Origin of the sequence: Oceanicoccus sp. KOV_DT_Chl, from assembly GCF_900120175.1 — a bacterium.
GTDB lineage: Bacteria > Pseudomonadota > Gammaproteobacteria > Pseudomonadales > Dasaniaceae > Oceanicoccus.
The window spans coordinates 17,104-33,195 of record NZ_FQLF01000001.1; the positions used below are offsets into that span (position 1 = coordinate 17,104).

General features: G+C 42.6%; 15 protein-coding genes. 5 read left to right on the forward strand and 10 right to left on the reverse strand.

Annotated elements, in window-relative coordinates:
• Nucleotides 1-108 precede the first annotated feature (108 nt).
• The gene (locus tag UNITIG_RS00095) at nt 109-2,292 is read left to right on the forward strand and encodes a glycosyltransferase (RefSeq protein ID WP_101756539.1); all 2,184 of its coding nucleotides are present in this window, start codon (nt 109-111) and stop codon (nt 2,290-2,292) included.
• 511 nt (nt 2,293-2,803) lie between these two features.
• Here the strand turns inward: UNITIG_RS00095 and UNITIG_RS00100 are convergent.
• The gene (locus tag UNITIG_RS00100; RefSeq protein ID WP_101756540.1) at nt 2,804-3,187 is read right to left on the reverse strand and encodes a hypothetical protein; all 384 of its coding nucleotides are present in this window, start codon (nt 3,185-3,187) and stop codon (nt 2,804-2,806) included.
• Nucleotides 3,188-3,199: 12 nt separating this feature from the next.
• Between UNITIG_RS00100 and UNITIG_RS00105 the strand changes: the two genes are divergently transcribed.
• The 4 genes from UNITIG_RS00105 to UNITIG_RS00120 all read left to right on the forward strand — a co-directional run bounded on the left by UNITIG_RS00105 (nt 3,200) and on the right by UNITIG_RS00120 (nt 6,834).
• Entirely contained in the window at nt 3,200-3,931 is a 732-nt protein-coding gene (locus tag UNITIG_RS00105; RefSeq protein ID WP_145999032.1) for a hypothetical protein, read from the forward strand.
• Between the two features lie 350 nt (nt 3,932-4,281).
• Nucleotides 4,282-4,782, forward strand: a complete 501-nt coding sequence (locus UNITIG_RS00110) for a class I SAM-dependent methyltransferase (protein WP_159930983.1) — start codon at nt 4,282-4,284, stop codon at nt 4,780-4,782.
• A 320-nt stretch (nt 4,783-5,102) separates the two neighbouring features.
• Entirely contained in the window at nt 5,103-6,059 is a 957-nt protein-coding gene (locus tag UNITIG_RS00115) for a glycosyltransferase family 2 protein (RefSeq protein ID WP_235015183.1), read from the forward strand.
• A gap of 40 nt (nt 6,060-6,099) precedes the next feature.
• A complete protein-coding gene (locus UNITIG_RS00120; protein ID WP_101756544.1) occupies nt 6,100-6,834 on the forward strand; it encodes a bifunctional 2-polyprenyl-6-hydroxyphenol methylase/3-demethylubiquinol 3-O-methyltransferase UbiG in 735 nt (244 codons plus the stop codon).
• Here UNITIG_RS00120 and UNITIG_RS00125 read toward each other — a convergent pair.
• The 9 genes from UNITIG_RS00125 to UNITIG_RS23210 all read right to left on the reverse strand — a co-directional run bounded on the left by UNITIG_RS00125 (nt 6,829) and on the right by UNITIG_RS23210 (nt 16,063).
• On the reverse strand, nt 6,829-8,478 hold the full coding sequence (locus UNITIG_RS00125; protein ID WP_101756545.1) for a glycosyltransferase family 39 protein: 1,650 nt from the start codon (nt 8,476-8,478) through the stop codon (nt 6,829-6,831). The two genes, UNITIG_RS00120 and UNITIG_RS00125, sit on opposite strands and share 6 nt — an antisense overlap.
• Nucleotides 8,479-8,603: 125 nt before the next feature.
• The gene (locus tag UNITIG_RS00130; RefSeq protein WP_101756546.1) at nt 8,604-9,590 is read right to left on the reverse strand and encodes a lysylphosphatidylglycerol synthase domain-containing protein; all 987 of its coding nucleotides are present in this window, start codon (nt 9,588-9,590) and stop codon (nt 8,604-8,606) included.
• Entirely contained in the window at nt 9,587-10,594 is a 1,008-nt protein-coding gene (locus tag UNITIG_RS00135) for a fatty acid desaturase (protein ID WP_159930985.1), read from the reverse strand. Before UNITIG_RS00135 ends, UNITIG_RS00130 begins: the two co-directional genes overlap by 4 nt.
• Before the next feature lie 11 nt (nt 10,595-10,605).
• The gene (locus tag UNITIG_RS00140) at nt 10,606-11,538 is read right to left on the reverse strand and encodes a class I SAM-dependent methyltransferase (protein ID WP_101756548.1); all 933 of its coding nucleotides are present in this window, start codon (nt 11,536-11,538) and stop codon (nt 10,606-10,608) included.
• A gap of 30 nt (nt 11,539-11,568) precedes the next feature.
• Entirely contained in the window at nt 11,569-12,384 is an 816-nt protein-coding gene (locus UNITIG_RS00145; RefSeq protein WP_101756549.1) for a bifunctional 2-polyprenyl-6-hydroxyphenol methylase/3-demethylubiquinol 3-O-methyltransferase UbiG, read from the reverse strand.
• A gap of 144 nt (nt 12,385-12,528) precedes the next feature.
• Nucleotides 12,529-13,803: a hypothetical protein gene (locus UNITIG_RS00150; protein ID WP_145999033.1), complete on the reverse strand. Its 1,275-nt coding sequence runs from the start codon at nt 13,801-13,803 to the stop codon at nt 12,529-12,531.
• Nucleotides 13,804-14,034: 231 nt separating this feature from the next.
• Nucleotides 14,035-14,781 (reverse strand): SDR family NAD(P)-dependent oxidoreductase, encoded by a 747-nt coding sequence (locus UNITIG_RS00155; RefSeq protein ID WP_159930987.1) that lies wholly within the window; start codon nt 14,779-14,781, stop codon nt 14,035-14,037.
• Complete coding sequence (locus UNITIG_RS23205; RefSeq protein WP_200821118.1) at nt 14,778-15,308, reverse strand: hypothetical protein; 531 nt, start codon at nt 15,306-15,308, stop codon at nt 14,778-14,780. The genes UNITIG_RS00155 and UNITIG_RS23205 overlap by 4 nt, the downstream gene beginning before the upstream one ends.
• Before the next feature lie 8 nt (nt 15,309-15,316).
• Nucleotides 15,317-16,063, reverse strand: coding sequence for an FAD-binding oxidoreductase (locus UNITIG_RS23210; RefSeq protein ID WP_200821119.1), 747 nt, complete (start codon nt 16,061-16,063; stop codon nt 15,317-15,319).
• Nucleotides 16,064-16,092: the final 29 nt, after the last annotated feature.

Consider the following 16,092-nt stretch of genomic DNA (forward strand, 5'->3'; position numbering starts at 1 on the left):
AGTATTTGAATATACGGGTTGATGGAGCTTTAACAAAGATAATACGGGTATGAATTTCTTGATAATCCTTTAGAATTAACGTCAATTATATATCTACTAGAGTTTCATATGAAGTTAGCAGTGATAATGCCTGTCTATGGGGATTTTAGCTTAACATCGGCTTGTCTTGACAGTGTTATTCAATCAAAGGTTATGAATGCAACTGATTTCCGGTTGCTAGTGATTTATGACTGTTCTGGGGACAAGGACATTGAACAGTATCTGGATAATTTGGAGGCGGCTGGCTTAATAGAGCTACACAAAAATCTATCTAATCTTGGGTTTGTTAAGACGGTCAATCGCGGTTTTTCCTACACCGAGGATGCCGATTGCATTATTTTAAATAGTGATACTCTGGTTAATGGTGATTGGATCGATCGTCTTGTGAGTGTTGCCGATAGTGATCCGGCAATTGGGACTATTACGCCGTACACTAATAATGGTGAGATATGTTCTTTTCCTGAAATCTGTAAGGATAATGTGCTCCCGGAATTCACAACCTTTGCTGAGATTGATAGAGCTTTTTCCAGGAATTACGATGAAGCTATTATTGACCTGCCGACAGGAGTGGGTTTTTGTATGTATGTCAGCCGCCAAGCTTTAAAGGCGGCTGGTAATTTTGATGAGGGCGCTTTTGGAAAGGGTTATGGAGAAGAAAACGACCTTTGTCAGCGCTTTGCCAAGCTTGGCTACAGAAATGTTTTAGCGCCTAACATCTTTGTTTATCACTCGGGTGGAGCTAGCTTTGGAGAAAAAAAGCAGCAACTTATTAATAATGCGATGACAGTTATTAATAATAGGTATCCAGATTATGCCGCATTAGTATCTGTGTTTATTGAAAACGATTTACCGCAATATACACGTTTTAAGACTATGGCTCGCCTGATGGCAGAATCGGATAAGCCATCCATCCTGATGATTTGTCATGGCTTGGGAGGAGGGACTGGGCGTTATGTCGATGAGTTATGCGATTTTTTTCATGGGGCCGCTAATTTTTTCCGTTTAACTCCTTCCCAAAACAAACGTGTGAGCCTGTCCTTCCCAGCATGGTGTGGCCTGGATCCGCTATCTTTTAGTATCGAAGAAAACTACGATAATTTTATTGACTTATTACAGTCACTTTCTTTAAATCTCATACATATTAATCATATAAAAGGTTATGAATTTCTGGTGTCACGCCTGATTAAAGATATGGCATTACGGTATATCTTTACTCTGCACGACTATTATCTGGTGTCGGGAAATCCAGTACTTACCGGTGGTAATGGTATTCACGACTCTCAGATAGCTTTGGATCCACAATTAAGGCACAAGGATTTTGACCGGCATATTAGATTCTGTAGTTATCAGGATTGGCTGTCCCTTGGTGAGATATTGATTGAGGGGGCGCATACAGTCATTGCTCCTTGTCGTAGCATCGTTGATATTTTTCAGGGTATTTATCCCAATGCCAGCTACTTGGTAACGCCTCACTTGGATACCCAACAATTATCCGTATACCCGGATGTGTATGTAAGGCCAACTAGCAGTGAGGCTTTAAAGAAAGTTGTGGTATTAGGGGCTTTAAGTCAGGAAAAAGGTGCGGATATACTTGAGCAGGTCGCAGACCTTGCAAGAGAAAATGGACTCAATATTGAATTCCATCTGGTAGGTTATGGATACCGCCGGCTTAGTTCAAATGTGATTGTTACTGGCCCATATGCTGAAGAGGATTTGCCAGCGCTCTTGGACAAGATCAACCCCGACCTGATTTGGTTTCCCTCGCGCTGGGCTGAAACCTATAGTTACACATTGAGCGCTGCATTTCTCGCTGCATGCCCAGTGATGGTCCCAGAGTTTGGTGCGCAATATGTTCGCTCTTCCGGACGCCCACAAACAACTGTTTTTACTTCCTACGAGGCAAAGGATTTACTGGATACAATTCAGACTAGCCTGTCATCACTTGATCAGCATCAGGGAAAAACGATTCACTGGCAGCAGGATATGTGCGACGGTTTCAGTTACCTTGAAGACTATTTGTGGCTGGCAGAACCCAATGCTGAAAGGGGGAGGATCAGTGATGAATTGGCTGTCGCTTGTTTGGATAATTATAGGCCACCTGAGCTGACCGAGAATTTCAAAAAGAAACTTTTACGGTTGTTGGTCATGATAAGAATGAGCCGAATGGGTGCGACAGTATCACGATTAGTTCCATTGTCGTTACAGAAAAAGATTAAGCGTATGTTATTTCGAGGCAGTGTTCATGAGTTATAGGGATGGGGCGTGGATTCAGAGATTAGCTGAAAAAAAACAGTGTCTCCCGAGGTGTTGCTCGACAGGGGAATAGTAATGAGGTTCTAACAAGTATTATGATCGCTCGCTTTAATTTGGCATTTTCTATCACTGTGTTCTTGTTGGGCTTGGTATCACTGCTGGTAAGTCTTACGGTATGGTATCGATACCACGTACAAATCCCAATAAAAGATACTCTTGATTTACTAACCTTGGTTACATCGGCGATGGAGAAGGGTTGGTCGGGCGTTAGCCTGGAAGAGTGGCTGGCACCCCACTCGGGTGCACACAGAATTTTTATTACTCGCTTGCTGATGGTCTTTGATTACGCCCACCTAGGCGGGAAAAACATTTTAATATACCTGAGTCTCTGGTCGAGTATAGCGGTGTTGTTGCTGGCCTATATAGCGGCCGCTCGGACTACTCTCTCAAGGGTGCAAGGGGCCTATTTTTTTATCGCAGGCCTCGCATTAATATATATTTGCAGTCCGACTCAATACTGGAACATTGTTAATCCTATCAATGCTAGTTGGTATGTTGCCTTTGCAGCCAGCGCTGCGAGCGTCTTGATACTTACAGCCTGTGGAAAAGACCTGAGTGTCAGGATGGCATTTCTGGCATGTTGTCTATCTGCTGTTGCAGCTTTGTCTAATTTTTCCGGTTTGCTTTGCTGCCTGATGATACCCGTTATAGTCATATACCATCGTTCCCGAAATTGTGCTTGGGTAGTCGTTTTTTGTGTGGTTTTGTGTTCCTTTATATGCAAGGTATTGAGTCCGGTAGTGCAAAAATAGCCCGGTTGCAGGCAAATTCCCCCGGTTTTTTTAATTCCTGGTTTACGAGGCTGAGTGGTGTTGTTTCCAATACCGGATTGCATCTCGGAGCCCCTTTGTCAGTCAAGTACGCAGCACTGGCCTCAGTAGCTGTACTGATTTCGGTCGTCTTTATAGCCTATAACTGGATCAGGCTGTGGCTTGATTGGTATAAGAAAAAAGACCTGGCCTCAAAGGCGCTCGAGTTTTATTTGGTTATGGCGACTATTTGTCTTGGGGTTTCTGCTGCTATTTGGCTTGGTCGGGCGGTATATGTTGATCCCACTGCGGAGAGATACCAAACAATTACTATGCTTTACTGGTTAAGCGTCTCTTGCCTGATGTTATGCCAGATCTACTCAATGTCTAATAAAAAAAATGCCCTCATAGCTTTGATTTCTGTGGCCTTGATTCCATTGGTTTTGCTGTCGGGGGCGAATATGTTTTCTTTATCTGGTGTTACTAACGTTAGTGAAAGTGCTGGCAGGATCCAAATATTAGGAAGCATGGGACTAGCTCGATTGAAGGGAGATAATGCTGTGCTGCCAATGAATAAAAAGGATTATTTTTCTCAGCATTTTGATTTTCTTCTGGAGCATAGTTTTACGCCTATTGGCGGCAGTGCACCCCATCCACAGAGGGGGGCGAGCAGTGATGACCGGTGCCCCAAACTGAAGGTAACTACAGCGTCGACTCACTGGTCGGATATCCAGAAAGTTTCCCTCTCGCTGGAGAGAAATTCTGCTATTTTTCTGAGAAGAATGGACATGATTGGTGTAAATGAACAGCGGGGGGCTTATATTTTTTAACACCCCGGCAGTACCGGTGGCAGTCAGTTATTCAGGGTTCCCGAAAGTGGGATGGTTTTTATCGTGGTAATATAGAAAGTTCAATGCCGGTAGAGCTGGTAATTAATCCTGTTTTTGGGCGCAGTTATCGCTGTAGGTTGAGTGTAGAAAACTTACAGAGTTAGATCCTTCTGCCTCATATTTGATTTCAAGGGCGAGGGTTATTTATACAGGCCTAGTGTTATAAAATTCAAAATATGAGGTCTGTTTAAATAGTATTTTGTTCGCTAATGTCAACGTTAGTTGTTAGGTTTTTGGTATGAAGCTTTCATTTTTCTCGGTGGGAAATAAGTAATCTATAGGGGATTTATTTGTATAAATATAATGAAGAATTCTATAACTATATCGGTGGGGGCGCAGTAGATTCTGCCAAGATAATTGTACCGCTTGTATTAAAAGTGTTATTACGCCAAGTAGACTCAGTGCTGGATGTGGGGTGTGGTGCTGGCGCATGGTTGTCGGTATGGAAAGAGCACGGTAGTCGCATAACGGGTATCGATGGTGAGTACGTAAACAGGGATATGTTAATGATAGCGCCAGATACTTTTGTGGGGCGGGATTTAAGGTTTGAGTTTTTGCTCCCGCAGCATTATGATTTAGTCCAATGTTTAGAGGTAGCGGAGCACCTTCCCGGTTCTTCTGCTCCACAATTGGTGGCTAGTCTTTGCCGACATAGTGATATTGTAGTTTTTTCTGCTGCACCGCCTGGCCAAGGTGGAGAGAATCATATTAATGAGCAGGATTATTCATATTGGAGGGATCTTTTTGATAAGAATAATTTTCAGATGTATGACTGTCTTCGCCCCATCTGATCAATAATCGTATGGTTATGCCATGGTACCGGTACAATATTTTTGTTTATATTAACAGAAAATGTGTTCCTGAAACTCATCAGTTATTAATGGATTTTGCTATTGCCCATGATGAATCTCCCAAAGATGTATCGCCTACACTATACCAGATTAGAAAGCTTATTATTCGTGGCATTCCTGTCAAGTTACAAACTATGTTAGCTATCATGAAAAAGAATTTTAATAACTTCTTCGGCATATAGCCTGTATTTTCTAATTAATATCCAGAATTGAGATTACAAGAGTAGAGTTATGTCGCTATCGCCCCTCCTAAGATTAGCTTGGTTATACCTTGTTATAACGAAGAAGAAATTCTTCCAATTATTTCGGTTAAATTAAAAGCCAAGCTGTCACTATTAATAGAGCAAGGCTTGATCCATGAGGCATCTAAAGTTTACTTTATCGATGATGGTAGCATTGATGATACTTGGTTAACGATTTCTTCTCTTGTCGAAGAGGGGGGGCCTTTTGTAGGGGTAAGGTTAACCAGAAACTTTGGTCACCAGTATGCGCTCTATGCTGGCCTGATGCAGGCTGATGGCGATGCCCTGATTTCGTTAGATGCAGATTTACAGGATGATATAGATGTTATTGAGGAGATGATTCAGCTTTATCTTGAAGGTAATGAAATTGTGTATGGAGTGCGTGAGAATCGGGAAAGCGACAGCCTCTTTAAGAAATGGACTGCTATTTCGCACTATCGAATTTCGGCTTTGTTAGGTGTAAATACAGTCCAGGATCACGCTGACTATCGTTTGCTAAGCCGGCGAGCAGTTAAAATGTTAGGTCAATATCGTGAGACCAATATTTATTTAAGAGGTGTGATTCCTTTATTAGGGCTGAAATCTTCCAAAGTCTATTATACCCGGCATGCACGAGTTGCTGGAGAATCGAAATACAATCTTAAAAGCATGTTTAGCTTGTCAGTTAAAGGTGTGACGTCTTTTTCAATTATGCCCTTACGAATTATCACCTTACTGGGGTTTCTGGTTTTTATAATTTCTCTCATCATGGGCGGATGGGCACTAACTGCCGCAATAGGAGGTGATACTGCAATAGCAGGGTGGGCCTCTACAGTAATTCCAATCTATTTATTTGGTGGTATTCAGCTGTTAGCGCTTGGTGTGGCTGGGGAGTATATTGGTAAAACCTATATAGAGGTTAAAAATCGCCCGCTTTATTTAATTGACGAAATATGCCGTAACGACATACAGGTCGAGCAGAAGTCAGATAATTGAAAGAGCCATATGCAGGTAGTCGATTGTAATAGAGAGCTAAATGAAAACAGAATTTTCAAATGATCAATATGATTTTGCTTACCCGGATGGCATTGAAAATCATTGGTGGAGCATGGCTAGAAGTAAGATTATTTCGAAAGTTATTTCTAAGCATTTATCTCCCGGCGCTCTAATTCTTGAAGTTGGTGCTGGCAAGGGTGTTACGGTCAAGCAGTTAAGAAGTTACGATATTTTTTGTGATGGTGTGGAGTTAGCTGAGGTGACTCCTTTAAAGGGCGTTGAGGATGTTATGGTGACAGGCCTCAGCGCTGAAGAATTGTCTCAATCCGAGCGAGAAAAATACGAGGTGATTTTATTACTTGATGTAATAGAACATTTGCCAGATCCTCATGCTTTTATAAAAGCATTAAGGCTGTCCTTCCCCAATGTTTCCACTGTATTGATTACTGTTCCGGCCGGTCCAAAAATATGGTCTAATTATGATCAATTTTATGGGCATTACCGACGTTATAATTTGAGTATGCTGGCCCACTTGGTAGAGTCTCTAGGCGCAATATCATTGGTAAAAAGTTATTTTTTTCACCTGCCTTATCTTCCAGCACGAGTCCTCTCTATTTTTAAGGTTAGCAGAAGCGTTCGAATTAATGCTCCGCATGGGTTGTTGGTATTTTTAAATAAAATTATTGCTAAATTGATGTTTTTTGATTTTATTTGCATGCCTGCTTGTGTGGCGGGTACTAGCGCGATAGTTTGTTTTAAATTTAACAAATTATAACTCTGTGATTTTATCTATCTTGCCTTTCGGGCGCCAAATACTTAAATTATATCTTCCGCCGCCAGGCCTTTTGATTAGCGAAATAGTTAATATATCAGTTTTTTCATAGTATTTTTTTAAGTAGCTGGTGCCATCTATAGCGGGGTCTAGATGCGATGGTGGCGCTGGTATTTTCGTCGAGCGATCTAGTATTATCAGATCAAATTCTTGATCCTCTATGTTTTTATAAATTCGGCTTATATGTGATTGCCATATAGTGTTTAGAATGGTGTCTTTTTCAGTTCTTTTAAATATTTCTGGTTTGAAACTGGCGTACATAAAGTAGTTTGTATGGCCATTTTGATATATTGGTTTGTCAGTATTGAGTATTTGGGTGAGAATAATGGGGGGGCCATATATTTTTTTATTCTCTGACATAATTGCTTCTAACTTCCTCCAGCTTTCAGTGTCAACGGTGAAATCTTTTGGAAGAACCTCATAGCTTTTGTACAGGGAGAAAACTATAAGGGGTAAGGATATCCATTTGAATTTATCGCTATTCGATATTGTTTTGAAAGATGCTATTAGAAAGAAGGGTGACATTATCTGGAAAAGATATGTCATGTTATTTGCAGGGTTCTTGCCTAATATTAAAACTATTATTGATATAGAGCAGGCTAAGCAAAATAATATATAGTTTGGCTTTCTGGAAAGTAGTGGGGCGTTTATATTTTTAAAATTAAATAGTTGATATTTCTTTTCGTATTTATCTTTACGATATTCATTTGTTGTTGTTTTTTCAGTAGATAGTTTGTATATAACTAAAAAAGTAGTCAAGAGTAGCAGTGCTAAGTAATATTCAAAAAATAATGACATCTGCTTTAGCATGGCTTGATTTGACGAGATTGTGCTTATAACTATTTTAACCGAAAAAAATGTGTTATCTAAAAAGTATGGAGAGGTTTTGTGAATCACAATAAGGCTAGTTATTATAGACAGCAGTGATAGTATTCCAAAAGCAAGAGCTTTTTTCTTGGATACTGCAATAAATAAATATAGGCTCAGGTACCCTAAACTGGCGATAAAATATTGTTTACTATAGAAGGCCAGTATGCCGAGAATCAGTGCTATCACTAAACTTCGATTAGAAAAATTGAACTGCCAGGGAATGAAAATGCTGGCTAGAAAGAAAAACAATCCAGTGCTATTTGGGCTTGCAATTGGGGTGGAATAAAAAAGCAGTGCAGCATAATAGAGTATGGCTGAAGCCAGACTATTAGATGCGGACCTGCTTTCCTTGTATGTTGCAAAGTAGCAAAGTACACATGATCCCAGGATGAAAATAGCAACTACACTTCGATGTAGTTCTAAGTTATTGCCGAACACAAACGTCAAGGGGGCTACGATTATGTTGTACAGAACGGGGTATACGCTCGCTCTTGAAGGCTGGTTCTTTAATGTATAAGGGTTTTCGCCCGACGCTATCGTTGCTGTAACTGTTGGTTGAGCCGCTTCATTATAGTCAAGTGGAATGCTTGCTGAAATCATTTGGAAGTGATTGTAGAGTAAAGCGCAGAGCACTAGTAAAATGGCTACAAAATAAGCTGTTAGCCGTATTCTTTCGTTGGTCGGCAAGCTCATAGGGTGACTTTGTTTCCTCAGCATGCCGGGGTTTCCCTTAGGGGCGGAAGGTTCAACTTATTATCTCGATACGCATAGCGAATTATAACAACTAAGGGTAATTACAAAAACAGTTTTCAGCGTCGTAGTTAAGTAGTGCATGATTTGGTCTATAGTCTGTCCGCAGAGAGCGCTTCAGCACTGTACTCCCGTGCAAAAATCAACCCCATGGTTAAGCGCGCTATAATTAATCCAATTGAGAGAGTAAAGCTGGCGGCTAACAACGTCTCTTTGTCGGCGTATCCGCTGAAAAGTGTCACGAATACGAGTTGGCCTGTCCCTAGTCCTGCTGCGGCGATGGGTAACGCAGTGACGAATAACAAAACAGAAACATAGACTGCCATTGTGATCCACGGTAGTTGGATGTCGAAGCCTTCCAAAATTGACCAAGTGAGCAGAATGTAACTGAATACAAAACCCATGCGCATGGTGACAAGCCATACTAGATACTTGATGGGTAATGTCCGAGCAGCGCTAAAAACATTCAGATGTCGAACCCGGTCAAATATGCCCATTGCTAGTGGCGCACGCAATACAACGAAGCCTGCGATGATTCCTAGACCGACCATTAGTACTATGCTGACCTGAACACCGATAGCGTTGCCGCCAGTAAGCATGATACTTATACTTACAAGTATAATGAGGCTGCTCAAATCGAAAAGTCCGATGATAAATACAGCTCCTGCTGCATCTGCAAGGGGTAAACCGGCGCGGCGGTGCAATAAGAAGCTGAGCGCACCAGCGCCAATGGCGTAATTAATAAGTCCTAGTAGATAAGACGCTGCTTTTATTTTTGTTGCCATTGCGAGGGTGATTACAGCTTTTTTTGACTGCGAAACTACACTGACAAGGCATAGGCCCTCAATCAGTAGGCTGACTCCCAGAAATATCAGCAAAGCGGGAATAAATAACAATATCTGGTCAACAGTAATTCTTGAGTAAACCGCCGCTATGTCTATACCTGAAAGTGTGTAAGAAAGAAGTGCCGCGCTAACCGTGAAAGGAAGAATCCAATTTAGCAATTTGCGTATCTGGTTACTTTGCAGCCACTGTCTAGCTGAGCTCATCTCTGTAGCAGGTTGTCGTGGATTGTTCATGCTCCGCGTATCTTATTCGCTAAGACCCTGCAGTAGTTTTCCTCAATGGAGACCTGATTATTTTTTACGGTACGCGTGCCATATTCATCTTGCCAAAGCCTGCAATTAACTTCGGGTAAATATTGGTAACTTATCCAGGGCCAAAGATGATGTTCCGCGTGGTAATGAAAGTTGATTTTAGAAAGAAATAAACGCTCAAGCCATGTTGCGTGAACTGAGCGTAACATCGGTCCGGGCGTATTTAGAAAGTAGGGGGTGGCAGTGTTGGCAGCCGAAGTATTGTCAGCTCGGGGTGGTTGATGTTCGGCAAGAGAGCGCAATTTTCCAAGGAGGAAGCTCAAGGTTAATAGTGGCCATAGCCATAGGATGAAATAGTAGGTAGGAATGCCTGCGTGCAGCGGGTCCACTGTTAGGAAAACCAGAAAAATAATCCCGTGTACCGCAATTATTGCTCTTTGGTCGTGGCGTAAGTTAGCTTTAAATTGTTTGGATTTTTCGCCGTTACCTTCTTGTTTTCCGTGTCGCATTGCCTCCACCGCTTGGAGAATATAGTCGAGTCCGGATAGACTTCGCAGTATCTCGATTAAAAACCGCCAGCCACGTACGTCGCGTCGATAGAAGGTTTTTGTATCATTTTGCTGAGACACTAAGCGGTGATGGATAAAGTGGCGTTGTCGATACACATTGAATGGAAGTAGCGCTGGCGCTGCAAAAAGATAGGTGCCAATACGGTCGTTGATCCGGTGGTCTTGAGGCCATATTAGTCGGTGTGCTGCTTCGTGGCTGATCATCGACAAACCGTGCTGTGCGCCTGCAATAATCATTACGCAAATTAGCCAGCTCCAGACTGAGGGATAAATGATAAATACTGAGCAGGCTAGAATTGCTTGAATCCAGGACAGCGATAGATCAAATACCAGTCGCAGCGTTTTGGGCCTGCGGTAGCGTTGTTTCTCCTCAGGAGTGAACTGAGTGTCCCCATCCTCGGTATTAGTTGAGCTCAAATTGGTGCTTGTCATTTGCGGGCGATGAATATCATGCAGTCGCCGCGACGAACGAGAAAGTCAAAAATACTTAGTGGTGCGGTGATGGCCACAAGTAACGTCCATAGTCGAGTATGCCCGCCGTCTATTGTTAGTGGTAAGCCAAGCTTTCCCAGAAGGAGGTTTTGCAAAGATAGCGCTGGAAATAAGTTTAGATCTTCTACAATTTCCACATCGCGAAAGCCGCTATCATGTAAGAGTGCATCGAGGGATTGCTTTGTAAATAGATGCAGGTGGCGTGGAAAGTGATAGCCGCCCCAGTAACGACCAAAAAGACGGTTGCCCAGACTGCCCAGTTTTGGAGTGCGTCCGTAAAATACGCCACCGTCAGCCAGCAATGTTAACGCTTTTTTCAGCATGGCCTGTGGGTCGATAACATGCTCGATCAGATGGTTCATTGTAAGGATATCAACAGTGCCTGCTCGTTCTGTTGGGTTGTATTCTTCAAAAGTCCCATCAGAAATATCAAATCCGGCGTCACATGCGGCGCGGGCCATGTCTTTGTTCATCTCTACACCAGAGAACTCAAAGCCTCCGATTGACCCAATTGCGCGAAAATGACGGCAGTCTCCGGCACCTACATCGAAGAGGCGTATTGGGCGTCTTGAGGTGAGCTTGAGTAGTCGCTTGGCCTCTGCTCGACAGCGTCTGTCATAAAGGGTTTGCCAGAAATGTCCCATCTCCTGATCGTAAGCATAATAGTTTTCTGGGTACATGTGCTGGAGTTGAGCCAGAGTTGGGCGTGGCCACACAAACTCAGAGCCGCAACTAGTGCAGCTACAAAGACTAAATTGTGCTGCAATATCGACGTCGTACTCGTAATCCTGCGGCTGAACCGCCAGATTGTGACTGCTACTTGTGCAGCATACGGGGCAATGTATTTGCGCTAGGGTATCTTGGGTCATAGTCAATTCGTTGTGGTTTTATTTATCGCTTTAAGCGCAGGGCTTGGTTCCCTTTACGCACCAGCTATATCCATGACGATGATGTATTTCGAGATTACAAAATCCAGATTTTTCTAAAATTTCTAGTGCTTCATGTTTTTTGTGGTACTTGGCATGCGAGGGGTTTAGTTGGTCGTATATCACAAGCCGTCTCTTTTTGGGCGTCATTGGCCACCAAATTGTTTCTATATATTTTTTCAGTGGTAGTGGTAGTAAAGTTGTCGCGAGTCTGTAAATGCAGAGGGTGGCGTAGAGCACTTCAATAACAACAGTTAGCATGAAATGGGGTAGTTTGGTGGTCAGCTTACGTAAAGGTTGAATAAAGTTCAGGTAGAGTTCGTTGCCTTCATAACTGTAAAGCCACAGGAAAATATCACCTCCTGGTTTTAGGTTGTCATAGGCTGTTTTAAGCGTTGTGCCGGGGTCAACAATAAACTGTATGACGCCGATAGAAAATACATAATCTAAAGGGGATGCTGCTTGCCAATCATCACCGCGGGCGTTGATACATGTCACCTGATCACCTTTAGGCATTTCGGCTATATTGGCTTTCATTTTCTGGTATGCGCCTGTTGCGGGTTCTATTGCATAGACGTGTGATGCACCAGCATCTAAAAGCATACCGACGATACGGCCAGTGCCGCTGCCAATATCGGCGATGTTTTTATCTTTTAAATCCTCACAAGAAAGTAGCGGCGAAATCATGTCTTTAAAGAGATCTAAAGATGCGTACCAGCCATCGTTGTCACTGTAGCGTGTCCATTGTTCGTCAAAATCCTGAATGGTTTTGTCATCGAGAGTTGTCATAAATTATTATTTTCCAGCTATAGCGCCGTCACTAAATGGTTGGGTAGTTATCGGCTAGGCTCGAAAGCACGCTGATTATTAGCGGCTATTTTACATCTACCTCAATTAGTTACAATAAAATATTCAGTTTAAAAATACAGTAATTCAGTGTTTTTCGGTGACAAAGCAAGAGTCCTGGTTACAAAACGGGCGTTCATCTGAGATGTCTTTGGCTATTGCTATCACTGGTAGGGTCAGGGGAGTATATTTTCCCTCATCTATTATTGTTTGTAGATCCATTAGCACTTTTTTTGGGTTGCTTCCCTGTGGATATGATAAGTATCTTGCGTCTCCCGTTTCCTGCCAAATCTGCATTCCGTTCTCTTTCCTGTGGTAAACCTCTTTGATAATGGGGGTTCTTATTTCATAGGTATAAATACAGAGTAAAAATGTTAATAGGAGCAAAGTTGCACTGATTTTCAATGCTTGTTCAGATAGAACTTTCAATGTCAGTATGATCATGCAAATCCAGTAATTGAAAGCTATAAAACGGTAGCGATCAGCATATACAATTAAGTAATCGTGCCCCCCCCATGACCTTGTCAGCGCGATCACTGCAAGGCTGGCCAAGAGGAATAGAGAGAAGGCTAACAAAACGTGCTGTTTCCAGGCACCTAAAATGGCCACAGTCAAAAGTATGATTACCCCGCAAATGCCTATTGTGCCAGCAAGTAAGTGGTTCCCATAGGCGAATGGAGATCCGACTAATTTGAAAAACGCCCAAATATAATTATGTTGGTTGGAGAGAGTGCCGTTCAGTGTTATGACAGCTTCTAACCTTTTTGTGGGCATGCCACTATAAAATACAACGAGAATTAATAGTCCGGCGGCCAGCCAAATAATATTTTTCCTATCGAGTAAGGATGTTTTTCTATCCAGAATGTTTGTCAATAGCAAGGCTAACCCAGCAAAAAAAACTAATTGTCCAGAAGCCAGTGTGAATGTGGAAAAAGCGGCAAAAATAATTGCTAAGGGAAGCCCCCACCAGTATTTGCAATTTAAAAATATTAGTGAAAGAAAGCTAAAGGTGATGACACTATAGTTGGAAATAACAGTTATTGGCCAAAGTGCTGCTCTAGTGCAAGCTATTTGGAATAACAATGAGCAAATAATGGCAAGAGTAACCAGACGCTCTGGGGTGAATCTGATTTCTCGGTAATAACAAACGATCAGAGCAAGGATGTTAATATTTCCAATCATCGTTAGAGTGTAAAAATTAATTTCTCCTGTTATTGCGTAGATTGTCGCGTAAAGTATTCTGTTAGTGACGATTCTGTGGTCGTTATAGGGTGATAAAAATTGGTTGATTTTTTCAACAAGAGTACTGTCGCTAGAAAATTGAAGAATAAAAGGGATGGCGTCCTGATAGTCATCACCCATAGGTATGTTTTGTGCGTACGTTATTATAATAAAGCAATAGCTAGCCGCGGCTATAAAAATTATTGAATAGGCAAGAATTCTTATGAGTGGCGTTAGTTTTTTTATATTAACGTTTTTCATTATTTAGTAGGTGATTATTAGAATATTTTTTGGTTGGTCGTGAACAGGTTTGGTTATATAATTTTTTGAGTGACTTGACTTCTTATATGGCAAGATATTTCTTTGAAAACGTTATATAGGTAGCCGATAAAGTATAGCCGCAGGTAGAAATTTTATTATGAGCATAATGAGTCGCCAGTAGGACGGCACATAGCAGTTACTTTTTCCTATTAATATAGCCTTGTATATCGCTGGGGCGATTTTCTCGGGCGTTGACCACAGTAAACCCTTTTGAAAGTCTCTGGTCATGGGGGTGTCGATCATTCCGGGTTTAATATTGACTATGCGTATATTTGTTCCTGAAAATCGTCCCTGTAAGCCTTGTAGTAATGTGTTCAGGGCACTTTTGCTGGCGCCATAAATGTAATTGGTCTTGCGCCCCCGGTCACCTGCGACCGATGAAATGACTGCCAGAGTGCCGCTGCCCTGAGCTTCTAGTCGCTGGCAGCTTTCCAGTACTATGGCGGCACAACTTGTGAAGTTGGCATTAATGGATTCGATAGCCTTGTTGATATCTTTTTCCAGCAGCTCGTTGTCGGGGAGGGTACCGTGTGCGACCAGTATGAGATCCAGACTCCCCATTTTATTACTAGCGCTATCTACACAGGACTGAATTGAGTCAACATGATTGAAATCAAAGCTGCTGGTACCACTGATAGTGGCGCCTCTTGTTTTCAAGTCTTGCGTTATTGCTGCTAGTCGCGACTCATCTCTTGCTGCTAGAAAAAAATGACATGTTTGCTCAGAGAGTATTTTTAGTACGGCGTGGCATATCGCTGAAGTGGCCCCAAATACTAGAATGTTATTAAACTTTTTCAAGGATTTACTCGTCTCCAAAAAGAGGATGAAAATTGTGGGTCAATGTGCGGTGTGAAATCTTTGGTTCCAGGATAGCTATTTTTGAACATCTGGGCAGACATACGTGCATCTTTGGCGGCATAGACCGCTCCCTTAGAGGCCAGAACAATGCTATCCAGTTTATTAAGAAAGTCCAGTGTTTGCTCTCCCTGATTAGGGAAATCAACTGCTAGCGTGAAGCCAGGGCGGGTGAAAGGCAGCATGCCGGGAGAAGTGATGTTCCCAAATTCTTTGAGCACCGCTAAAAATGAACCGGCTTTGCTTGAGCTGATTAAGGCCTGAAGTTTTCCAATAGTTTCAATATCGGGAACTACGCATTGGTATTGGTAAAAGCCCTTGCGGCCATAGATTCGGTTCCAGTGTTTTACCCCGTCAAGAGGAAAGAAAAAAGATCTGTAATGGCATTTCTTTAGACCTTGTTGCCTGCTGTGTAGGCGAAAATAGCATTCGTTAAAACAACGCAGACTAAGTTTATTAATCAGTGACACAGGCGGTGTTAACGGAGCCTGCAGCCATTCGCTTGGGCTTTTTGTAATTCACCGTCATTGGCATGTCGGCCACGGCTGTAAATACCTCGGCCTCCGCCTTGGGAGAGGCAGTCTATCCAGGCAACAGTGTATTCCCAGTCTGACGATTGTTGGTTGATGTTTTGAAATTCGGTGAGGGAGTGGAAAGGGATTTCTTCGAATTCCATACGGTTTGAATTAACAGGCATTAAGTTAATCTCTGCCCATATAATCATGCCTGTCAGGCCGAGGCCACCGATGGTCGCTGAAAATAAATCGGGGTGTTGCTGGCGAGAGCAGATAAGGCGCTCACCTGAAGATCGAAGCAGCTCAAACCGTTCCACATGAGCGCCGAAACTGCCTTTTAGCTGATGATTCTTTCCGTGAATATCATTAGCGATAGCGCCGCCAATAGTGACAAACCGCGTCCCGGGGATGACTGGTAAAAACCAGCCTGCAGGAATCAGTAGTTCAAGTATTTCCCCGAGTTGAACGCCCGCCTCCACGATAAGGCGTCCTTCCTGACGATTGAACTCCATCATTCGATTCAGCTGAGCGCTCTCTAGTAACGCGCCGTCCTTGTTCAGGCAAACATCGCCGTAGCTACGCCCATTGCCAAACGGGGTCATTGGTAATTTCCCTGAGGCGGGTAAATTTTCAAAGCGCCAATCGTCGATGTGGACCTGACTGGGTTTGCAGGAAGGGATTTTATTCCAGCTTTGGTAGCTTTTTGTCATGGTGAGATTAATACCCTTTCGGGGGAATT